The 23,782-nt window shown below is 47.6% G+C and carries 11 protein-coding genes; all 11 read right to left on the bottom strand.

Going from position 1 to position 23,782, the window contains the following annotated elements:
• Positions 1-78: 78 nt before the first annotated feature.
• The 11 genes from ACO6V5_RS14095 to ACO6V5_RS14045 all read right to left on the bottom strand — a co-directional run bounded on the left by ACO6V5_RS14095 (position 79) and on the right by ACO6V5_RS14045 (position 23,566).
• The gene (locus ACO6V5_RS14095) at positions 79-2,487 is read right to left on the bottom strand and encodes a hypothetical protein (protein ID WP_422409157.1); all 2,409 of its coding nucleotides are present in this window, start codon (positions 2,485-2,487) and stop codon (positions 79-81) included.
• Between the two features lie 135 nt (positions 2,488-2,622).
• Positions 2,623-4,389, bottom strand: a complete 1,767-nt coding sequence (locus ACO6V5_RS14090) for a hypothetical protein (protein ID WP_422409155.1) — start codon at positions 4,387-4,389, stop codon at positions 2,623-2,625.
• 132 nt (positions 4,390-4,521) lie between these two features.
• Positions 4,522-6,573: a hypothetical protein gene (locus ACO6V5_RS14085; RefSeq protein WP_422409153.1), complete on the bottom strand. Its 2,052-nt coding sequence runs from the start codon at positions 6,571-6,573 to the stop codon at positions 4,522-4,524.
• 134 nt (positions 6,574-6,707) lie between these two features.
• Positions 6,708-8,864, bottom strand: a complete 2,157-nt coding sequence (locus tag ACO6V5_RS14080) for a hypothetical protein (protein ID WP_422409151.1) — start codon at positions 8,862-8,864, stop codon at positions 6,708-6,710.
• A gap of 231 nt (positions 8,865-9,095) precedes the next feature.
• Positions 9,096-10,898 carry a hypothetical protein gene (locus tag ACO6V5_RS14075; RefSeq protein WP_422132445.1) on the bottom strand — a complete coding sequence of 601 codons (1,803 nt, stop codon included), beginning with the start codon at positions 10,896-10,898 and terminating at the stop codon, positions 9,096-9,098.
• Between the two features lie 161 nt (positions 10,899-11,059).
• Positions 11,060-13,036: a hypothetical protein gene (locus ACO6V5_RS14070; protein WP_422409149.1), complete on the bottom strand. Its 1,977-nt coding sequence runs from the start codon at positions 13,034-13,036 to the stop codon at positions 11,060-11,062.
• Between the two features lie 660 nt (positions 13,037-13,696).
• The gene (locus ACO6V5_RS14065; protein WP_422409147.1) at positions 13,697-15,751 is read right to left on the bottom strand and encodes a hypothetical protein; all 2,055 of its coding nucleotides are present in this window, start codon (positions 15,749-15,751) and stop codon (positions 13,697-13,699) included.
• A 23-nt stretch (positions 15,752-15,774) separates the two neighbouring features.
• Positions 15,775-18,672 carry a hypothetical protein gene (locus ACO6V5_RS14060; protein WP_422409145.1) on the bottom strand — a complete coding sequence of 966 codons (2,898 nt, stop codon included), beginning with the start codon at positions 18,670-18,672 and terminating at the stop codon, positions 15,775-15,777.
• A 156-nt stretch (positions 18,673-18,828) separates the two neighbouring features.
• The gene (locus ACO6V5_RS14055) at positions 18,829-20,586 is read right to left on the bottom strand and encodes a hypothetical protein (RefSeq protein ID WP_422409143.1); all 1,758 of its coding nucleotides are present in this window, start codon (positions 20,584-20,586) and stop codon (positions 18,829-18,831) included.
• Positions 20,587-20,908: 322 nt separating this feature from the next.
• Positions 20,909-22,072: a hypothetical protein gene (locus ACO6V5_RS14050; protein ID WP_422409142.1), complete on the bottom strand. Its 1,164-nt coding sequence runs from the start codon at positions 22,070-22,072 to the stop codon at positions 20,909-20,911.
• Between the two features lie 252 nt (positions 22,073-22,324).
• Positions 22,325-23,566 carry a hypothetical protein gene (locus ACO6V5_RS14045; RefSeq protein ID WP_422409140.1) on the bottom strand — a complete coding sequence of 414 codons (1,242 nt, stop codon included), beginning with the start codon at positions 23,564-23,566 and terminating at the stop codon, positions 22,325-22,327.
• Positions 23,567-23,782 lie beyond the last annotated feature (216 nt).

Raw genomic sequence — 23,782 nt, 5'->3', positions numbered from 1 at the left:
CTTCTGGTTTACAGAGAGGAAGGATAGATCAAGAAAATAAGTGTGTTTTTGTGGCTTCCTCATGAAAGGCGGCACAGTTCAGGGAGTGAGGACATTGTCTCGGTTCACATTAACAGCCTTGCGTTTTCGGTGTTTTCTTTTGTGGTCCGACAGGGCTCTGCCACTCTTGCAGATCTGCCCGCACGACCGCAGTTGACCATCTAACCCGACCACGGTCTCCTTGCAGGTTTTTTCCTCGCTGTGGTATCTGGCTTTGTGATTCGACAGAGTTTTAGCATTCTGACAGAACACTCCACATGGCCGTGGCTGGCCATCCTCCCCGACGACTCTTACATCACAGGTTTTTTGCCCGGTATGATATTGGTTTTTGTGATTCGACAGGGCTTGAGCATTCTTGCAGGTCTTCCCGCAGGGCCGCGGCTGGCTGCCCTCGTCGACCACGGTCTCATTACAGGCTTGATGCTCGCTGTGCACGCTTCTTCTGTGATACGACAGGGCTGGAATATTCTTGCAGACTTTCCCGCATGGCCGTGGCTGGCCATCCTCTCTGATCATGGTTATTTCACAGGTTCTTTGCCCGTTATGGATCGCGCTTCTGTGAGATGACAGTGAATTTGCATTCTTGAAGACCTTCCCGCATGGCCGCAGTTGGCCGCCCTCGCCGACCACGGTTTCATTACAGACTTGTTGTTCGCTGTGCACGCTTCTTTTGTGATACGACAGGGCTGGAATATTCTTGCAGACTTTCCCGCATGGCCTTGGCTGGCCATCCTCTCCGATCATGGTTATTTCACAGGTTCGTTGCCCGGAATGGTAGGCGCTTTTATGAGATGGCAGTGAATCTGCGTTCTTGAAGATCTTTCCGCAAGGCTGCAGCTGGCCATCCTTCCCAACCACCATGGCATCACAGGTTTTCTGTGTGTTATGGACATACCTTTTGTGAGTCCAGAGGGTTTGAATATTCTTGCAAACCAATCCGCATAGCCTTAGCTGGCCATCCTCACTGATTATTGTCAGGTCACAGGTTTTTTGCCCGGTGTGGTATTTGCTTCTGTGATACGACAGGCTCCGCGCACTCTTGCAGATCTCCCCACACGGTCGTTGCTGGCCATCTTCCCCGATAACGGTCGCAGTACAGGTTCGTTGCCCACTGTGGAATTTGCTTTTGTGCTCCGACATGGCTTTAGGATTTTTGCAGATTCTCCCACATGGTCGCGGCTGGCCATCCTTTCTGACCACTGTCGCATTACAAATCTGTTGCACGATATGGACTCTCTTTTTGTGAGAGGCCAATTTTTTGGCATTACTGCAGACCACCCCGCATGGCCGCACCTGGTCATCCTCGCCGACTACTGCCACGTCACAGGCTTTTTGCCCGGTGTGGTATTTGGTTTTGTGAGTCGAGAGGAGTTGTGCACTTTTGTAGATCTTGCCGCATGGTCGCAGCTGGCCATCCTCCGCTACTTCTATTAAGTCACAGGTTTTTTTCCCACTGTGGACTTTGCTTTTATGTTCAGACAAGGCTTGAGCACTTTTGCAGACTTTCCCACAGCGGCGCGGCTGGTCATCTTCTCCTAATAATGTTAAACCACAGGTTTTTCGCCCGGTATGGTATTTGTATTTGTGAGACCAAAATACTTTTTTATTCTTTACCACCTTCCCACATTGGCGCGGCTGACCATCATCTCCGATCAGGATCACGTTGCAGGTTACTTGTCCGACAGGGGGAGTTGTATCGGCTGCCCATGCAACCATTGGGTCTGAGGCGACCCCGTGTGAGGCGACCCCGTTTACGCTATTGGATGGATCAGAAGATTGTCGAAATCGACAAACACCGTTACAAGGATAGATAAAACAATATAAACCCAAAGTGTGCAGGTGTTGTTCAGGGTCTTCATTACCGCTGCCAGAGTCAGAATACAGGAGGCTGGTGAAATAGCCTGTAATATGAGCAGTCGCCTGTGGGGTATGCTGATCCAATGATTGTGATGGCCGATATTGGGGTTGGTTCTGTTCAGAGCCAGGCATCATAGTGGCAATGGCAAACGGGTGATTTTGATTCTCCTCTTGTTGTTCAATTGAGTTAAACAGCGGTGAATCGGGGTTCCAATAGTTTTTTAAAAGCCAGCCAACAGCGATAACCGCTTCCAGAGGTAGCCATGAACAAAGGGTTGGGCATTGAAAGGTGTCTTTGGTGGTCAGGGTCAGTTCATGAGCAATCAGCATAATCGTAGCCTGTAGCCATTGCCACGAAATCGACTCAATCAGGGTCGTTTTCATACCGTAAATGTAAAGTTTGTGTCGTTTTTTATCAGGTGGTGAACCGGGTTCTTTAAAGCCGTTTGTATCGGTAATGTCAGACGGGTTGCCTGACAATGTCCCTCGGTCAATCTTTATAAAAAAGTTCTGGTTTGAAACATCTGCATTCTGTTCAAGCTCGATAACAAAGCACCTTGTTAACGGTTTAGCCTGGCAGATGACAGACAACGACAGTAACAGAAGTGCCGCAAAGAGTGAGTGTTTAATAATTCTGTCTCTGTCTTCTGGTTTACAGAGAGGAAGGATAGATCAAGAAAATAAGTGTGTTTGTTTGTCTTTCCCATTAAGGGGGCGGTTATCAGTTCAAGGACTGAGGTCATTGTCCCGGTTCACTCTAACAGGCTTGCGTTTACGGTGTTGTCTTTTGTGGTCCGACAGGGCTTTGACATTCTTGCAGGCTTTCCCGCACGGCCGCGGTTGACTATCTAACCCGAACACGGTCTCCTTGCAGGTTTTTTCCTTGCTGTGATATCTGGCTTTGTGATTCGACAGGGCTTTAAGATTCTTGCAGACCAATCCGCACGGCCCTGGCTGGCCATCCTCACCAATTACTGTTACGGCACAGGTTTTTTGTCCGGTGTGGCTGTTGCTTTTATGAACCGACAGAGATCGAACACTCCCGTAGACCCTCCCGCAGAGCCGTTGCTGGCCGTCGTCCCCAACCACGCTCGCATCACAACTTTGTTGACTGGTGTGGAAGTTGTTTTTGTGATCCGACAGAACTTTAGCATTCTGACAGACCATTCCACATGGCTGAGGCTGACCATCGTCTCCGACGACTTTTACGTCACAGGTTTTTTGCCCGGTGTGATATTGGTTTCTGTGATTCGACAGGGTTTTAGCATTCTTGCAGAGCTTCCCGCATGGGTATAGCTGGCCATCCTCCCCAACCAGGTTGGCATCACAGGTTTGTTGTCCCGAGTGAGCTATTCTTTTGTGATTCGACAGGGCTGTGGAATTTTTGCAGACCTTACCGCATGGTCGATGCTGACCATCCTTCGACACTTCTGTCACATCACAGGTTTTTTTTCCACTGTGGATTCTGCTTTTATGTTCAGAAAAGGCTTGAGCACTTTTGTAGACCTTCCCGCAGCGGCGCGGCTGGCCATCTTCACCGAATAATGTTAGGTCACAGGTTTTTTGCCCAGTATGGTATTTGCTTCTGTGAGACCAAAGTACTTTTTTATTCTTTAATAACTTTCCACATTGTCGCAGCTGGCCATCATCTCCGATCAGGATTATGTTGCAGGTTGTTTGTCCGACCAGGGGAGTCGTATCGACTGCCCCTGCAGCCATCGAGTCTGAGGCGACCCCGTCTGAGGCGACCCCGTCTGAGGCGACCTCGTCTGAGGCGACCTCGTCTGAGGCGACCCCGTTTACGCTATTGGACGGATCGGAAGATTGTCGCAATCGACAAACACCGTTACAGGGATAGATAAAACAATTTAAACCCAGAGTATGCTGATATTGTCGAGGGTCTTCATTACCGCCGCCAGAGTCAGAATACAGAAGGCTGGTGAAATAGCCTGTAATATGAGTACTGGCCTGTGGGGTATGCTGACTGGATGATTGTGATGGCTGAAATTGAGGTTGATTATGTTCAGCGCCAGCCATGATAGTGGTGATCGCAACCGGGTGATTTTGATTCGCCTCTTGTTGTTCAATTGGGTTAAACAGCGATGAGCCGATCCTATAGCTTGTTAAAAGCCAGCCGACGGTGACGGCCGCTTCCAGAGGTAGCAATGAATAAAGGGTTGGGCATTGAAAGGTGTCTTTGGTGATCAAGATCAGTTCATAAGCAACCAGCAGATTCATAGCGTATAGCCATTGCCAGGAAATCGGCTCAATCAGGACCGTTTTTATACCGTAAATGTCAGGTTTTTGTCGTTTTTTATCAGGCGGTGAACCGGGTTCTATACAGCCACTAGTAACGGCAATGTCAGACGGGTTGTCTGACAATGCTCGTCGGTCAAGTTTTATACAAAAGTTCTGGTTTGAAAAATCTGAATTCTGCTCAAGCTCGATAACAAAGCACCTTGTTAACGTCTTAGCTTGGCAGATGACAGACAACAACAGCAACAGCAACAGCAATACCGAAAAGAGTGAACGTTTAATAATTCTATCCCTGTCTTCTGATTTACAGAGAGGAAGGATAGATCAAGAAAATAAGTGTGTTGATTTCCTCATCAAAGAGGGGGCAGTTCAATGAGTGGGGTCATTGTTCCGGTAATTAGCAACGGGCTTGCGTTTTCGATGTATTCTTTTGTGATCCGACAGTGCTCTGACGCTCTTGCAGATTTTCCCGCACGACCATGTTTGGCCATCCACCCCGATCACGGCCTCATTACAGGTTTTTTGCCCGGTGTGGTATCTGGCTTTGTGATCCGACAGAGCTTGAGCACTCTTGCAGGTCTTCCCGCACGGCCATGGCTGGCGATCCTCCCCGACAACGCTTTTATTACAGATGAGTTGCCCGCTGTGCATGCTTCTTTTGTGATACGACAGGGCTTGAATATTCTTGTAGACTTTCCCGCAAGGCCGTGGCTTGCCATCATCCCCGACCATGGTTATTCCACAAGTTTGTCGCCCGGAATGGTGGCATCTTCTGTGAGATGACAGTGATTGTGTATTCTTGAAGACCTTCCCGCAAGGCTGCAGCTGGTCATTCTCCCCGAGCACGGTCAAGTCACAGGTTTGTTGTCCGGTGTGAGCTTTTCTTTTGTGATCCCGAAGGGCCTGAGCATTCTTGCAGGGCGTCCCGCATGGTTGTGGTCGGTCATTTTCCCCGGGCACGGTCAAGTCACAGGTTTTTTGCCCGCTGTGGATGCACCTTCTGTGACATGACAGTGATCGTCCATTCTTGAAGACCTTCCCGCAAGGCTGTAGCTGGCCATTCACCCCGACCACGGCCACGTTACAGGTTTTTTGCCCGGTGTGGGATCTGGCTTTGTGATTCGACAGGGCTTGAGCACTCTTGCAGATCTCCCCGCACGGCCATGGCTGGCCATCCTTCCCGACAACCTTTTCATTACAGATGTGTTGCCCGCTGTGTATGCTTCTTTTATGATACGACAGGGCTTGAATATTCTTGTAGACTTTCCCGCAAGGCTGTGGCTGGCCATCCTCCCCGACCATGGTTATTTCACAAGTTTGTCGCCCGGAATGGATGTTCCTTCTGTGAGATAAGAGTGTTTGTGTATTCTTGAAGACCCTCCCGCAAGGCTGCAGCTGGTCATTCTCCCCGAGCACGGTCAAGTTACAGGTTTGTTGCCCACTATGGAATCTCTTTTTGTGAGATGCCAATTTTTTGGCATTACTGCAGACCATTCCACAGGGGCGCGGCTGGTCATCTTCTCCTGATAATGTTACGTCACAGGTTTCTTGCCCGGTATGGCATTTTTTTTTGTGAGTCCAAAGTGATTTTTTATTCTTTAAAAACTTCCCACATTGTCGCAACTGGCCATCGTTTCCGATCAGGATCACATTGCAGGTTGTCTTTCTGACGGGGGGAGTTGTATCGGCTGCGCCTGCAACCATTGATTCTGAGTCGACCCCGTTTACGCTATTGGACGGATCGGAAGATTGTCGGAATCGACAAACACCGTTACAGGGATAGATAAAACAATTTAAACCCAGAGTGTGCAGGTATTGTTGAGGGTCTTCATTACCACTGCCAGAGTCAGAATACAGAAGGCTGGTGAAATAGCCTGTAATATGAGTACTGGCCTTTGGGGTATGCTGACCGGATAATTGTGATGGCTGATATTGAGGTTGATTCTGTTTAGAGCCAGCCATCATAGTGGTAATGGCAAACGGGTGATTTTGATTCGCCTCTTGTTGTTCAATTGGGTTAAACCGCAGTGAGTCGAGGTTCCAATAGTTTTTTAAAAGCCAGCCGACAGTGATGGCCGCTTCCAGAGGTAGCGATGAATACAGGGTTGGGCATTGAAAGGTGTCTTTGGTGTTCAGGATCAGTTCATAAACAACCAGCAGATTCGTAGCGTATAGCCATTGCCAGGAAATCGACTCAATCAGGGGCGTCTTTATACCGTAAATGTCAGGTTTGTGTCGTTTTTTATCAGGCGGTGAACCGGGTTCTATACAGCCATTAGTCTCGGCAATGTCAGACGGGTTGTCTGACAATGTTCGTCGGTCAAGCTTTATAAAAAAGTTCTGGTTTGAAAAATCTGCATTCTGTTCAAGTTCGATAACAAAGCACCTTGTTAACGGCTTAGCCTGGCAGATGACAGACAACGACAGCAATAGCAGTACCAAAAAAAGTGAGTGTTTAATAATTCTATCCCTGTCTTCTGATTTACAGAGAGGAAGGATAGATCAAGAAATAAGTTTATTGTTTTGTCTTTCCCTCTAAGAGGGGGGTTATCAGTTCAAGGAATGAGGTCATTGTCCAGGTTCACATTAACAGGCATGCGTTTACGGTGTATTCTTTTGTGATTCGAAAGGGTTCGAGCATTCTTGAATACCTTCCCGCATGGTCGCTGCCGACCATCCTCTCCGACCACGGTCGCGTAACAGGTTTGTTGCCCTGTGTGCTTGTCTCTTTTGTGATCTGACAGGGCTCTGGAACTCTTGCAGACCTCTCCGCACGGGCGTGGACGAGCATCTTCACCGATCACGGTCCGGTCACAGGTTCGTTGCCCGCTGTGGGCTCTGGTTTTGTGAGCTGACAGGGCCTGAGAACTCTTGCAGATCTTCCCGCATGCCCGAGGTCGGCTGTGCTCTGGGAAAATGGTTACGCCACAGATTTTTTGCCTGCTGTGTTGTTTGCTTTTGTGATCCGACAGGGCTTTAGCATTCTTGCATAGCTTCCCGCATGAACGCGGCTGGCCATCCTCCCCGACCCATGTCAAGTCGCAGGTTTTTTGTCCAGTGTGCTCTTTTCTTTTGTGATCAAGCAGGACTCTGGTATTCTTGCAGATCTTCCCGCATGGCTGTGGCTGGCCATCCTCTGCGAACACAGTGAAGTCACAGCTTTTTTGCTCTGAGTGGTATCTGTTTTTGTGATCCAACAGGACTCTGGAATTTCTGAAGGTCATCAGGCACAGTTTCTGCTGACCATCCTCCCCGATCAATTTAGAGTTACAGGTTTTTTGCCCGGAGTGGTATTTTCCTTTGTGATCCCAGAGGGCCTTAGCATTCTTGCAGAGTTTTCCACAGGGTCGCGGCTGCTTGTTCGCCTCAAACACGGTGAACCTACAGATTTTTTGGCCGCTGTGGTATCTGCTTTTGTGTACAGACAGTGATTGAGCATTTTTTAGGACAACCCCGCATGGCCGCTTCTGACTGTCCTTCCCGACAATGATCGCTTTACAGATTTTCTGTCCGGAGTGATATCTGCTTTTGTGTGATGATAAAGATTTAGCATTCTTGAAGACTGACCCGCATGGCTGCTTCTGACCATCCTTCCCGGTCACTGTAAAGTTACAGATTTTATTCCCGGAGTGGTATATGCTTTTGTGAGACGACAGGGATCGAGTATTCTCACAGACTTTCCTGCATAGCTTCTGTCGGCCGTCCTCCCCAACCACTATCAGGTTGCAGATGACCTGCCCGGCAGGGCCAATTCTATCGTTCTTCTCTGCATCTACTGACTGTGATGCGACCCCGTCCATATAGTTGCAATTATATTCTGCGTGCCCTGTCGAACTTTCTTCGGAATTCAGCTCTTCGCTATCGGATAAGTCAGATGAATCGGATGAGTCAGATGAGTCAGATGAGTCAGATGAGTCAGATGAGTCAGATGAGTCAGATGAGTCAGATGAGTCAGATGAGTCAGATGAATCGGATGAGTCAGATGAGTCAGATGAGTCAGATGAATCGGATAAACCAAAAAAACCGTATAAAGAATATAAGTGGTGAAAGGGTAATGATCGCAAGTGACAAACGCCACGACATGGATGGACGAAACAATTTAGATCAAAGGTGTGTGAGTATAGTCCAGAGCCCCCCCTGCCTCCGCTTGAGTCAAAATACATGAGACCTGTGAAATAGTCTGTAGGCAGGGTGGAGAAATGTGAAGCTTGCTGGACAGATGATTCTGATGACTGGCCTTGTTGTTGATGTCCAGAGCCAGACATCATGGTGGTGATCGCAAACGACTGATCCCCCTGTGTCAGCACAGATGTCGCCTCCTGTTGTTCAATTGGTTTAAATAGCGGTGAACCGTGGTTCCAATAGCTTTTTAAAAGCCAACCAACCGTGAAAAACGCTTCTACAGGTACCCATGAATAACTGTGAGAGCTTAGAGGGATGTTTCTGTTGGTCTGGATCAGTTCGAAAGCAACCAGCAGATGAGTGACGTAATACCATTGCCACGAAGTCGACTCAATGATTATCGTTTTTACTCTATAACCGCCAGGTTCGTGTCGTTTTTGATCTTGCGGCGAATCAGATCCTGCGTAGCTGGGTGTGTCGTCAATGTCTGATGGGCTGCCTGACAAAGTACGCCGGTTATTTTTCATAGAAAAGTTCTGATTTGGAAAACCTGTATCCTGTTCAGGCAAGGCAATAAAACGTCTTGTCAATGTTTCAGCCTGACAGAAGACAGATAAGAAAAATACCAGCAAGTGCAGGGTTACAAGGGATGCGTGTTTAATAATTTTATCCTAGTGTTACGGGTTACAGAGAGGAAGGATAGATCAAGAAAATAAGAGTGTTTATCTGTCAAAGACCTTATGTTAAAAAACTCTATTAAAAAACTAAGGCTGTAAGGGGCACAACTTTATGGAATGGGGAGTGTCAGATCAGGGGCTGAGTTACTTGTCGTCACTGATATTAAAAGTGCTGCGTTTTCGATGTGTTTTTTTGTGATATGACAGGGCCAGAGCACTGCTGCAGACCAACCCGCATCTCTGCGACAGGCCATCCTGCCCGAATACTTTCACGTAACAGGTTTTTTGCCTGGGGTGATATTTTCTTTTGTGAGCCGACAGAGCATAAGGATTGTTGTAGATTTTGCCGCATATATTCCACTGGCCATTGTCCCCAACCATTATTATGCCACAGGCTTTTTGCCTGCTATGGTCTCTTCTTTTGTGATCCGACAGGGTTTGAGCATTCTTGCAGATCATCGCGCATGGCCACTGTTGGCCATCCCCCCCGACCACGGCTGCATCACAAATTTGTTGCCCGGTATGGTATCTGCTTTTGTGAACCGCCAGAGACGGCGCATTTTTGCAGACTCTCCCGCATGGCCGTGTCAGACCATCCTCCCCAATCACGCCCATTTCACAGGTTTGTTTTTGCTGGTTGTGGGCTCTCCTTTTATGAGACGACAAGGATTGAGCATTCTTGCAGACCGTCCCGCAATGCCGCTTCAGGCCATCCTGCCCAACCTCTGTTATGTCACAGGTTTTTTGCCCGGTGTGGTACTTGCTTTTGTGACATCTCAGAGCTTTGACATTCTTGCAGACTACACCGCATGGTCGCGGCTGGTTACCCTCCTCAACCACGGTCACGTTACAAGCTATCTGCCTGGTGTGGTCGTTAATTGCTGGCTGCAACTGGATTGCGTCTGTCTGAGAAAGATGAGGATGGTTCTGATCCGATTGGGATGATTCGGTGGTTTTTTGTTGTGTTTCTGAATGGTTAACCCTAACGGGAATACTTATACCTTTGAGAAAACTATTTACACAGAATGGCCGATTATTGTTTGCGAAATTATCGATGCCGGAGAGCAGACTCCCGGGCATTGGTAATTCGTGGTCGGGTGGTTCGGTCGGGTTGACATCAATGTCATGCAGATTTGGCTCGGATAGTTGGTCAAAATCGAATAGGGGCTGAATGTAAGAATGATCATTCCATAGTTCGAAAAGCGATTCTTGTTCGATATTTGTAGCGTTAACAGGTTTAACATGACTTACGCAACTATAGCAGTATTCACTGGTCAGATGAGGGCATGAGCTTTGTTCGAGTGTCGTTGCGTAAGATGGATTGTATTTACAAACACCATGACAAGGATAGACGTAGCAACTGAAAGCCATAGTATGCAGTTGTTGTTTTGGGTCTCCGTTACCGTCGGCAGAGCCAAAATATAGCAGTCTATTGAAATAGCCTTTGGCGTGGGTAGCTGCCTTTGAGGGCTTCCGGCAGGACGATTCTGATTGTTGAGTTTGTGATGGATTGTGTCCTGGGCTAAACATCGCAGTGATGGCTGCAGACGTCGCTGGGTGTTTAATCGGCTTAAACTGCAATAAGTCGCGATTCCAATAGTTCTTTAGAAGCCAGTTGACAGTGATGACCACTTCTACAAGTAGCCATGAATAAGGGGTGGCGCATGGAGGGGCGTCTTTGGTGGTAAGGATCGGTTCGAACGCAACCAGAAGGTGAGTAGCGTAAAGCAACTGCCAGGAACTCAAGTTAATGATGGCCGTTTTTATTTCGTAACCGAACGATTCTTGTCGATTATTATCAGGCGGCGAATCTGGTCTTTCATAGCTGTTATTGTCAGCAATGACTGAAGGGCTACCCGGCAACGTGTTCAGCTTAAGCTTTATAGAAAAGCTCTGGTTTGGAAAGTCTGCATCTTGTCCAAGCTCGACAACAGTACGTCTTGTCAACGGTTTTGCCTGACAGACGATAGATAGCGAAAGTAACAACAGCAGTGTTTTAAAGAGTGAGTGTTTAATAATTCTATCATTGTATTATGGTTCACAGAGATGAAGGATAGATCAAGAAAATAAATGTGTTTGAGAGGATGAGTATCAGATCGTTATTTAATTCATTTTGCTTTGTTTACTTTGCCTTCTTGAGAATCGGAGTCATTGTCCTGATTCGCATCAACAGACTGGCGCTTTCGATGTGTTTTTTTGTGATCCCGGAGGACACCAGCATTCTTGCATAATTTCCCGTATGGTCGCAGCTGGCCATTTTTCCCGACCACGATTTCGTTACAGGTTTGTTGTCTGCGATGATATTTGCTTTTGTGTACTGATAGAGATGGAGCATTTTTGCAGACTACCCCGCATTGTCGTTGTAGTCCATTTTCCCCGACCAGGGTCGCGTCACAAATTTTTTTTTGCTTACTGTGGGCTCTGCCTTTATGAGACGACAGAGATTGAGCATTCTTGAAGATCATCCCACACGGTTGCTGTAGGCCATTCTTTCCAATCATGGTCACGTCACAGGTTTTTTGCCCGGTGTGGTATCTACTTTTGTGAACTGACAGGGATAGAGTATTTTTGCAGACTATCCCGCATGGCCGCTGCAGGCCACCCTCTCCGACCACGATCACGTCACAGGCTTGTTGCCCGGTATGGTATCTATTTTTGTGAACCGACAGAGATTGAACATTCTTGAAGAGCATCCCGCACGGCCGCTGCAGGCCATCTTCTGAAACCAGGGCCACATTACAGGTATTTCTTTTCCTTTCGACTCTTCTTTTGTGAATCGAAATGGCGTGGGCAGTTGGGTAGAGCTTGCCGCATAGCTGGTGCTGGCCATCCTCCCCGATCACAGTAACAATACTGGTTTGCTTCGTGTTGTGGTATCTGTTTTTGTGACATGCCAGGGCGCCGGCATTCTTAAAGACCTTCCCACATGGTTGTGTTTGGCCATCTTTATTGACCACAACCATGTAACAGTTTTTTTGCCCGGTGTGGATTCTGCTTTTGTGAGATGCCAGAGACTTGTAATTCTTGTAGGCCCTCCCGCATAGTCGCTGCTGGCCATCCTCCTCGAACACGATCTCGTCACAAGTTGTCTGCCCAGTGCAGTCGTTCTCTGCTACCTGGACTCGTAATGCATCTGTCTGAGAAAGGTGAGGTTGGTTCTGACTCAATTGGGGTGATCCGGTGTTTTTTTGTTCTGTTGCCGAATGGTTAAGCGTAATGGACATTCCGGCTTCTTCAAGAAAACTATCTGTCTCGGGAAGTCTGTCAATGGCCGCATAATTATCAACGCTGGAGAGCAAATTCCTGTGCATTGGTACTTCATTATTCAGTGACCCGTCTGGGTTGAAACCAATGCCATGCGAATTAGACTCAAATGGTTGGCCAGAATAGAGGGTGGGTTGAACGTCAGAAAAATCATTCCATAGTTCGATAAGCGATCTTTGTGCGGAATCTTTAGCGTTAACAGGGTTAAAATGGCTTACACAGTGATGGCAGTAGCCACTGGGCATATGAGGACATGAGCTCTGTCGGGGAGTTGCCCACATGTGGCCTGTCGCACTTACATCAGAATTCGGCAGCCATTCAATTGACTCTCTGCTATCAGCAGAGAGTCGGTAGCTACAAACACCATGACAAGGATAAACGTAACAATTTAAACCCATGGTATGCAGGTGTTGTTGAGGGCCGCCGTTACCGCTGCCAGAGCCAGAATATAAGAGACTTGTGGAATAATCTGTGTCCTGGCGAGCAGCCTTTGAGGCTCTCTGGCCAGATGATCCTGATGGCTGGTATTGCGGTGTGTTATGTCCAGAGCCAAACATTGCAGTGATGATTGTCAAAGACGCCATGTGCTCAATCGGTTTAAACAGTGATGAGTCGGAGTTCCAATAGCTTTTTAAAAGCCAATCGACAGCGACAATCACTTCTACAGAAAACCGTGAATAAGAGGGTGAGTATTGTGGAGCTTCTTTGATGGTCAGGATCAGTTTGCATGCAGCCAGCAGGTTTGTGGTGTATATGTGTCGTTTTTCATCAGGTGGCGAACTTGAGGTTGAATAGCCGTTGAAATCGACTAAGTCTGACATATAATACGACAGTGTACTAGTAACAGAGTTTATAGAAAAGCCCTGATTTGGAGAACTTGCATGCTGTTGAAGTTCAACACTATAACGGTCTGTCAACATTTCGGTCTGGGAAGTGACAGACAACATTAGCAGCAAAATCGGCGCCGCAGAGAGTGAGTGTCTGATAACTCCGTCCTTGTCTTCTGGTTTAAAGAGAGGAAGGATAGGTCAGGAAAATAAGTATTTTTTTGTGTCTTCCTCATGAAGGTGCGGTGGTCAGACCAGGGATTAAAGCTACCACCCCGGACCACGAGGGTTCTTACCGATCGTCCCCCATGGCCGCAGCCTGCCATCCTTTCCAATTACTGTCACCTATCGAAACCTTTAATGCGTCAGCCCAAGAAAGATGAGGTTGGCTCTGACCCAAATGTGACGATTCGGTTGTGCTTCTGAATGGTTAAGCGTAATGGAAATCCAGATTTCTTCAAGAAGACTATTTAAATCGTGCAGCTGATTAACGTCTGCAAAATCATCTATGCTGGAGAGCAAACTCCCGGACATTAGCAATAAACCCATTGCATGCAGGAGTTCCTGAGGACCTCCATTACTGCCACCAGAGCCAGAGTACAGAGGGTTTAAAACAACTGCCGAGAAATCGACTCATTAGACAGAGAGGATAAATCATTTTACGAAAATATGGGTATCAGTTCGGGGATCGAGTTTATCCTCCTGATCGACATCAGCACGTTTGCGTTTACGGTGTCTTCTTTTGTGATCCGTCAGAGCTTTGGCATTTTTGCAGACTTTTCCGCATGGCTGCGGCTCACCATTCTCCCCAACTACCTTTACTTCACAGGTTTGTTGGCTGGTGTGGGCGCTTAATTTGTGATATCTGAGGACACGAGCATTCTTGCAGATCTTCCCACATGGATGAGCTTGACCATCTTTCCCGATCACTTTTGTGGCACAGGTTTGTTGCCCGCTGTGGCCTCTGCTTTTGTGATCCGTCAGGGCTTTGGCATTCTTACAGACTTTTCCGCATGGCTGCGGCTGGCCATTCTTCCCTTGCACTGTCAAGTCACAGGTTTGTTGCTTGGAGTGATCTTTTTTTTTGTGATTACACAGGTCTCGATTATTCTTGAAGATCTTACCGCATGACCGCGTCTGACCGTCCTCCCCAACCATGAATACCCTACATGTTTTTTGCTCGGAGTGATGATTGCTTTTGTGCATCTGCAGGGCCTGAGCATTCAAGCAGATCGTCCCGCATTGTTGCAGCTGCTTATTCATCCCCTCCACCAACACGCTACAGGTTTGTTGTCCGGTGTGATGTTGTTTTTTGTGAATCGTCAGGACTTGAGCGTTCTTGCAGTTCGTCCCGCATGGCCGCTTCTGGCCATCCTCGCCGATCACGTATACGTCACAGGTCTTCTGCCCTGAGTGGTATCTGTTTTTGTGGGATGAAAGAGATTGAGTATTTTTGAGGACTTTCCCGCATGGCTGCGGCTGGCCATCTTTCCCGAACACTGTTACCTCGCAGGTTCTTTGCCCATTGTGCGCCCTGGCTTTGTGAGATGACAGAATTCGAGCATTCTTGCAGACCTTCTGGCATGGCTGCTGCCGACCATCTTTCCCAGTCACGATCGCGTCGCAGATTTTTTGCCTGTCAGGGGCCGTTGTATGATTGTCCCCTGCAATTGCTGATTGTTCAGGGTTGCAGCTATTGGCAAAGTGGCTGCCAGTGTCATGAGTAGGTAGCTCAAATAGCAGATCAAAGTCGTAATGACGCTGAATGTCAAAAAGATCATCCAGTGTTCCGAAATGCGAACTTTCCCGGGAGTCTTTGGTGTTTTGAGAATGAAAATGATCTATGCAACTAAAGCAATTTCCACCAGCCAAATGGGGGCATGATTTTGCTATGGAATTCACTAGCCATTCATCGGGTTCTCCATTATCGGATGATGGTCGGAATAGACAAATACCATGACAGGGATTGGTGAAACAATTGAAACCGAAAGTATGTGAGTGTTGTTGAGGATTTTCTTCACCATCACCAGAGCCAGAATTCATGGGAGGAGTGAAAGAGCCTTTATAAGGAATGGTCGTACCCGAAGACTGTTGGCGGGTTGAATCTGATGGCTGACTTTGTTGTTGCTGATGTTCGGGGCCAATCATCACAGTGGTGATCATAAACGGCTGGTTTTGACTCGCTTCTTGTTGTTCGATCAGTGGTTCAATCGGGTTAAACAATGATGAATCAGGGGGCCAACAGCCTTTTAAAAGCCAGCTGACAGCGATAACTATTTCTACAGGTAGACATAGATGAGAATAAGGGCTTTGAAGGACGTCTTTGGTGGTCTGGATCGGCTCGAAAGAAGCCAGCAGATTCGTGACGTAAAGCAGTTGCCAGGAAATTGATTCGATATGGGGCGTTTTTACTCCGTGAGTACCCAATCTGTCTCCTTTGTCATCAAGCAGCGAATCTGATCCTGCGAAGCTGATTGTGTCGGCAATGTCTGACGGTGTGCCCGACAATGCGCGACGGTCAGGCTTTATAGAAAAGTTTTGTTTTTGATAACCTGCTGTCCGTTCAATCCTGACAATAAAACGTCCTGTTCCAGGCTCGGTCTGACTGAAGACAGATAATGACAGTAGCAGTAGAAGCGTTACCGCAAAGAGTGAATGTTTAATAATTCTATCCTTGCCTGATGGTTTAAAGAATGAATGATAGATCACTTCATGAAAGGGTGGTTGTCAGTTCAGGGACGGAGTTCATTGTTCTGGTCCACATCAACATGTTTGCGTTTTCGATGCCTTCTCATGTGTTCATACATGGATGAAGCATTCTTGCAGACCACACCGCATGGCCTTTTCTGGCCATCTTCCCCGACCAATGTCAGGTAACAGGTTTGTTTCTCTCCGTGGTCTCTTCTTTTGTGATTCTTCAGAGCTTGATTATTGATGCAGACCCTCCCACACGGCTGCGCCTGGCCATCCTTTGAGACGACTGGCACGTCACAGGTTTTTTCCCCTTTGTGGTATCTGCTTTTGTGAGATGACAGACATTTAGCATTCTTACAGACCTTCCCGCATGGCCGCTGCTGGCCATCTTTCCCGATCACGGTCAGGTTACAGCTTTTTTGTTTGCCGTGATTTTGTTTGTGATACCGCAGGGCTATAGGATGGGGGCAGACCTTCCCACAGCGCTGCGTCTGACCAGCCTCTGAGACGACTACCACATCACAGGTTTGTTCCCTGCCGTGATATCTGATTTTGTGAGATGACAGGCATTTAACATTGCTAAAGACCTTCCCGCATGGCCGCTGCTGTCTATCTTCCCCGATTACGATTTCTTCACAGGTTGACTGCCCGGAGTGGTATGCGGTTTTGTGATACGCAAATACAAGATTATTCACACAGAACTTTCCGCATGGCCTTTGTTGGCCATCTTCCCCGATCACGGGCATGTCACAGGTTCTTGTCCTGGTGTGGCATTTGTTTTTGTGGCGTGTCAGGGCCACAGCACTATTGCAGACCTTCCCGCATGGCTGTCGCTGGCCATCTTCACCGAACACGGATACATCGCAGGTTTGCTGGCCGGTATGGTATCCGCTTTTGTGCGTCAACAGGGCAAGAATATTCTTGCAGGCCTTCCCGCATTGCCGCTGCTGGCCATCCTCCCCGACGATAGTCACCTTACAGATTTGTGGTCCGGTGTGGTATCTGTTCCTGTGACTCGACAGGGCTTTAGCATTCTTGCAGGCTTTCCTGCATGGCCTCTGCTGGCCATCCTCCCCGACCACGATAATGTCACAGATTTGTTGCTGGCCGTTGTGGTATTCGTTTTTGTGACTCGACAGGGCATGAATATTCTTACTGGCCTTCCCGCATGGCCGCAGCTGGCCATCCTCGCCGACGACAGTCACGTCACAGATTTGTGGTCCGGTGTGCTCTCTGTTCTTGTGATTCGACAGAGCTTGAGCATTCATAAAGGCTTTCCAGCATGGTCTTTGCTGGCCATCTTCCCCGACCACGATCATGTCACAGAATTTTTTCCCGCTGTGGTATTTGCTTCTGTGACACGTCAGGGCCTTGGTATTCTTGTAGACTCTTCCGCAGAGTCGCGGCTGGCCATCCTCTCCAGCTATTTTGTAGTCACAGACTAGCCCGTTGTGGTATTTGCTTTTTTGAACCGACTGAGTTTCTTGAGAATATGCCGTTTCTATCTGGACATTGTCAGATACTGAAGAAGTTTGTACTGTGCCCGTCTGGGTTTGTGTAAAGGAAATCCCGATTTCTTCGAGACGACTTTCAAAACTGACTGACTCATTCATGACCGCAAAATTATCAGTGGTGAAAGACAAATTACTGAGCATTGATACTTCGTCACCGAGTGGCTCGTTAGCGACATTTTTAAAGTCGGCTACTGCACTGATCAAAGTAAAGTCGGCCTCGCCTATAGCGACATCGTTTGAACAGTTGTTATCAATGTCATGGGTCACTGGCTCTGATAGCTGGCTGCAAGTGTATTGGCTTTGAATGCCAGGGAAATAATCCCTTGTTTCTGGAAATGTGTTTTGTTGTGAACATGAAATGTTTAGAGAATTAGTGTGATCCAGACAACTAAAACAGTATCCATTGGCTAAATGAGAGCATGAGCTTTGTCTGGGTGTTTCTCCTTTGTAGTCTGTCGATCTTTCTTCGGGATTCAAAGCCTTTTCAGCGGGCTCTCTGCTATCAAATGATGGTCTGAATCTACAAACGCCATGGCAGGGGTAGATGAAACAATTTAAACCCAATGTATGTTGGTCTTGTTCAGGGCCTTCGTCACCGTCACTATACCCATGATTCAAGAGGCTAGTGAAAGTGCCTGTAGTGTGGGTATGGGTTTTCAGGGTTTGCTGTCTGGATGATCCTGATGACGGGTTTTTTGCTGGGTCATATCCAGAGCCATACATCACAGTGATGATCTGGAACAGGTTTTCCCCCCGTTTCAATATAGATAAAAAATGTTGTCTGATAGGATTAAAAAGTAGTGAATCGGGGTTCCAATAGCTTTTGAAAAGCCAGCCGAGAGCGACACCCACTTCGACAGGTAGTCCGGAATAATGTTTGGGTCTGAGAGTTGTGGTGTTAATTGTCAGGATCAGTTCGTAAGCAACCAGAAGATGCCTGAGGTCAGGCAATTGCCACGAAATCAACTCAATAAGGGGCGTTTTTACTCTGTAACCATCAGCTCTGTGTCGTTTGTCATCAGGTGGAGAATCTGAGGCTGCATAGCCGTTTTCAAGATCGATCTCTGTCGGGTTGTCGGACAATGTCTGTCGGTCAGGATTTATAGAAAAGCTCTTATTTGGCAAGCCTGCAACCTGTCCGGGTTTGACAACAAAACGTCTTGCCAACGCATCTGCCTGACAGGTAACAGACAACAACAGCGCCAACATCAGTGTCGTAAAGAGTAGTCCCTGTCGTTTTTTATTCGATGGTGAATCTGACCCTGCGTAGTCATTTGTGTCGACAATGTCTAACGTTTTGACCGGTAATACAGGCAGGTCACGCTGTATAGAAAAAATCGCGTTTGAAGAGCTTGCATCCTGTGCAAGCTCAAAAATGAAACGTCTTGTTAACGCTTCGGCCTGGCAGACGACAGGCAACATCAGCATAAGTAGCAGAGGTGTCGCAAAGAGTGAGTGTGTAATAATTCTATCCTTGCTTTCTGGTGTACAGAGAGGAAGAGTAGACCACCCTCCTGAGCATGGGAACCAGAGTTTTGTGACAGCCCGGTAACGGCGGGAGACAGATTAGATTTTTACTTATTCAATGTGACTTTTTGAGGGCTCAGGTTTGTTCCGGACCACACTGGCAGGCTGGCGTTTTCGATGTTTTCTTTTATGATGCTCCAGGGTTATGGTACTCCTGCAAATTTTTCCGCATGGCGACGAACGTTCATCTTCTCCGACTTCTATCACGTCACAGGTTTTTTGCCCGCTATGGACACTTCTTTTGTGATCTGACAGAGATTTTTTACTCCTGCAGATCTTTCCGCATGGCCGCTGAAGGCCATCTTCCCTGAACACAATGACACTACATGTTCTGTGGCTGGTGTGGTGCATGCTTCTGTGATCCGACAGGGCTCTGGAACTCTTGCAGACCCTTCCGCATGGCTGCTGCAGGCCATCCTCCCTGACCACGATTAAGTTGCAGATTTGTTGTCCGGTATGTACTTTTCTTTTGTGATCTGCCAGGGCTTGAGCATTCTTGAAAGCTATCCCGCATGGCTTTTGATGGCCATCATTCCCGACGACAGTTCTATTACAGTTTTTTTGTCCGGTATGGTATCTCTGTTTGTGAGTTGACAGAGCTTGAACATTCTTCAATAGCCTCCCGCATGGCTGCTGCAGGCCATCTTTACTGACGACAGTTGTATTACAGCGTTTTTGTCCGGTGTGGTATCTCTTTTTGTGAATTGAAAGGGTTCGAACATTCTTGAAAATCTTCCCGCACGACTGCATCCCATCTTCCCCGACCACTTTGACGTCACAGGAGAGGGCTTGATGGCAATGTGTTATTCCGGATAGAGTGTTCTCAGGTGCTACTGTATTCATTGATTCTATAGGATTGCAGCTATTGTCTGGGTTGCTATCAGAGCCAGACGTTTGAAACAGTTGACCAGAGTTGCATTGGAATTGGATGTCAGCGAGATTATTAAATGTTTTTAAAGGCATGGTTTGTCCCGGTTCTACAGGATCAAAATAATCCATGCAACTAAAGCAGTATCCATCGGCTAAATGAGTGCATGAGCTTTGTTTGGGTGTTTTTTCAGTGTAGTTTGTCAAATTTTCTTCGATGTCCAGCAGCCATTCAGCAGCCTCTGCGTTTTCGGATGCTTGTCGGAGTTTACAAACGCCATAACAGGGATGAACGAAACAATTCAGGCTTAAAGTATGCTGGTTTTGTCCAGGGCTCTGGCTACCGTCACCAAAGTCAGAATGCAGTGGCTTGGCGAGAGAGCCAGTAGGCCGGTTGTTGGCTTCAGGGGCTTGTTGGCAGGATGATTCTGATGGTTGGCCTTCTTGTTGGTTATGTCCAGAGTTAAACATCACAGTAATGACTGAAAAAGCGTGATCTACCTGTGACAACATAGATGCCCCCTGTTGTTCCATCGTGTTTAACAGGGGTGAACCGGGGCTCCAATAACTTTTTAAAAGCCAGCCGACAGCGACAACCACGTCTAAAGGTAGCCATGAATAGGGGCTGGCACTCAGAGCGGCGTCCTCAGAGGCCAGGGTCAGTTCGTAAGCAACCAGCAGGTTAGTAGAATAAAATCTTTGCGACGAAATCGAATCGATAAGGATCATTGTTGCTTCGTTACCGTCATGTCTGTGCCGCTTGTCATTAGACGGTGAAGCTGATCCCGAACAGGTGTCTGCACTGGCAATGCCTGATCGCTTTCCAGGCACTGCAGGCTGATCACACTTTATAGAAAAGCTGTGGTTTGGAAAGTTTTCATTCTGTTCAGGCTCAACGGTAAAACATCCTGTCCACAGTTCGGGCTGACAGATTACAGACAACAGTAGCAGCAATAGCTGTGCTGTAACGAGTGACTGGTTAATGATTCTGTACTTGCATTCCTGTCTATAGAGAAGAAGGTTAGACCACCTTATGAAAAAAGAGGGTATCCTAAAACTCCAGCATCTCGTTCACTTATTCCGAGTAGGAATGCATACCCCTAAGAAAATCTCGCTCTACAACTTCAGATAGACTATAGGTTCCCAGGCTGAAGAAAGTCGCAAAAGATAAGCGAGCAAGCCTGGGCTACCTTTTTAACCGGCATCAGCGCAGTACTTTTGCGACAGTCTCGACAGAGAGGGGCAGATTAGGCCCGAGGTTACCTTAGTCGTCCATATCAAAAGGCTGGCGTCTTCGGTGAGTTCCTTTGTGTTCCGACAGGAATTCAAAAGGCTCGCAGACCTTCCCGCATATCTCCCACTGGCCGTCGCTCCCGCGCACCATTACCTCACAGGTTGGTGGCTCAATGTAGTAATCGCTGTCGTCATCCGACAGGGGTTCATCATCCGACAGAGGTTCTTCATCTGAAAGTGGACCGTCATCCGAAAGGGGATCGTCATCCGCTAGACCTTCGTCTTCTGACAGGGTTTGTATTGTGCCTGTTTTGGAAAAATGAGGTTGGCTCTGACCCAATGGGGATGATTTTGTAGTATCTGTTGTTATTTGTTGTGTTTCTGAAGTTCCTGGCGGGAAGGGGGGCGTTAACTCATTGCAAGGGGTGGACTGTCGATCGAAGTCCTCATTGAGCCTTGACCTTTTTCCCGGTCTTGCTTCTGCTTGTCGGAATTGACAAACGCCATTACAGTCATTTGCGAAACAATTTAAACCAAAAGTGTGTTGGTCCAGTTCAGGGTCTCTTTTGCGGCCGCTAGAGACATAATGCTCGTGACTGGAGAAAGTGCCCATAAGCCGGGTGCTTGTTCCTGAAGCTGGCTGGCTGGATGATTTTGACCGCTGGTCATGCTGTTGGTTATCTGTCGGGCTGAGCATCATAGTGTTGATCACGAACGGGTAATCCTGACTCGCCTGCTGTTGTCCAATCGTGTTAAACATCGGTGAGTCGAAGTTCGAATAACTGTTTAAAAGCCAGCCGACAGCGATAAACGCTTCCACAGGTAGTCGCGAATAAGTTTTGGGGCTTTGAGGGGCGTCACGGGTGGTCAGGAACAGTTCGTAAGCAACCAGCAGAGGAGTGGTGTAAAGCAAATGCCACGAAATCGACTCAATAATAACCGTTTTCAGCCCGTAAACGCTGAGCCCGAATGCTGTGTCATTTGCCTGAGAGTCCCGGACTGGATGAACGTTGATGTTAGTAGTGGTTGAAGGGGGGAGCGGTAATTTGTGCAGGTCATGCTGTTTGATAGAAAAACTTCCGTCTGGAGAGCCAGTATTTTGTTTAATCTCGACAATATAACGTTCTGTTAATACCTGAGCCCGGCAGGTGACAGACAGCAACAGCAGTGCCGCAAATAGAGGGTTCTTAATCACTTTATTCTTACATCCTGGTTTGAAGGGAAGAAGTATAGACCAAGAAAATAAGCGTGTTTTCTGACAAAAAAAATTGCTAAAAACTCATTAAAATGCAGCTGTATCGATTGCTGGGCCCTGAGAGTGTGATCATGAGCCATTCGATGGTTAGATGGATGACTTCGGTCACTTAGTTAGAAGTCTTGTGTCCTTTGGTGTTTCCGGACTGCCAAGCAAAACATATTACCCTCATGAAAGAGGGTGTTGCAAAACTTATCCTCTTGCTCTTTTTGGGGTTGGATGATTTTGATTTACATCAGGAGGCCTAAGTCCCCGGTTTGCACCAACAGGTATTCGAAGATGCACTATTCTTGTTTGCTTGCTCAGCTGACGAGCATTCTTGCAAAGACGTCTGCATGGCCTCGGGCGTTGATCTACGGGCAAGTCACAGGTTTCCGGTTCGGTCCTGTATCTTTTCTGGTTACCCGACGCAGCTTTTACGGTGCCCGTTTGGGAAAAGTCAGGTTGGTTCCGACCCAAAGCAGCGCAGAATCTTTTCCACAGCCTCGATACGGGAGGGGGCGTTATACTGGCTCGGGCTTCCTGCGGGCTTTCCCTGCGGCTGTGATCCAGTCGGGATAACTCCGTCGTTTGTGTTGTTATTGGTTGTGTTTCTGAAGACGCTCCCGGGGATGGTGAAAGTGTCTGGGTTAGCGAAAAGGAGAACCCGACTTTTTCAGAAGGTAAGCTCTGTGGCTCTGAGTTCCTGTAGAGCCTTGACCTTGTTTTCGGTCTTGCTCCAGATTGTCGGAATTTACAAACGCCATTACAGTTATTCGCGAAACAATTTAAACCCAGAGTATGCTGGTTTTGTTGAGGTTCTCCGTCACCGCCACCAGAGTCAGAATGCTGGCGGCTGCTGATAATGCCTCTAAGCCGTGTCGTTGTCCCTGAGGCTTGCTGGGTGGATGATTCTGACAGTTGGCCTTGTTGTTGGTTATCTCCGGGGCTAAGCATCATTGTATTGATCACAAACGGATAATCCTGACTCAATTCTTGTTGTCCAACCGGATTAAACATGGGGGAATCGGGATTCCAATAGCTGCTTAACAGCAAGCCGACAACGATAAACGGTAGCCATGAATAGGTGTTGGAATTTATATAGACGTCTTTGGTCGTCAGGGTCAGATCGTAGGCAACCAGTGCATGGGTAGCGTAGAGCACATGCCACGAAATCGACTCAATGATGGCCGTATGTAGTCCGTATCCGCAGGGTCCGGGTGGTATGTTATTTGCCGGGGAATCTGATCCTTCATAGTTGTTTATTTTGGTAATGATTGAAGGGTTTTTCGGCAATGTACGCGGGTAGTGCTGTTGGTTAGAAAAGCTTTTGTCTGGAGAATCTGTATTTTGTTGAAGCTCGACAATATAACGTTCTGTTAATGCTTGAGCCCGGCAGGTGACGGATAATAACAAGAGTAACAGCAGGGCCGTAAAAATTGGGTTTACAATCACTTTTTTCTTACATTTTGATTTAAAGCGAAGAAGTGTAGACCAGAAAAACAGGTGTTTTTTCTAATAAAGACCATTTGTTAAAAAAACTCTATCGCTGGCTGCTGAGCCCCCGGGCTGTGGTCACGTCACAGGTTCATTGTCGTCTGTGGCTTCTCATTTTGTGAAAACTCAGGGATTGGCAGTCTTGAAGACCTTTCCACATCGACGCTATTGGCC

This window comes from Endozoicomonas sp. ALD068 (genome assembly GCF_049310145.1).
Classification (GTDB): domain Bacteria; phylum Pseudomonadota; class Gammaproteobacteria; order Pseudomonadales; family Endozoicomonadaceae; genus Endozoicomonas_A.
This window is presented reverse-complemented; position numbering and strand designations above follow the sequence as displayed.

Coding starts and splice junctions, on each gene's coding strand:
- ACO6V5_RS14070 (WP_422409149.1), bottom strand. CDS start 13,036: ATGTCAGACTTAGTCGATTTCAACGGCTATTCAACCTCAAGTTCGCCA.
- ACO6V5_RS14060 (WP_422409145.1), bottom strand. CDS start 18,672: ATGTTGCCTGTCGTCTGCCAGGCCGAAGCGTTAACAAGACGTTTCATT.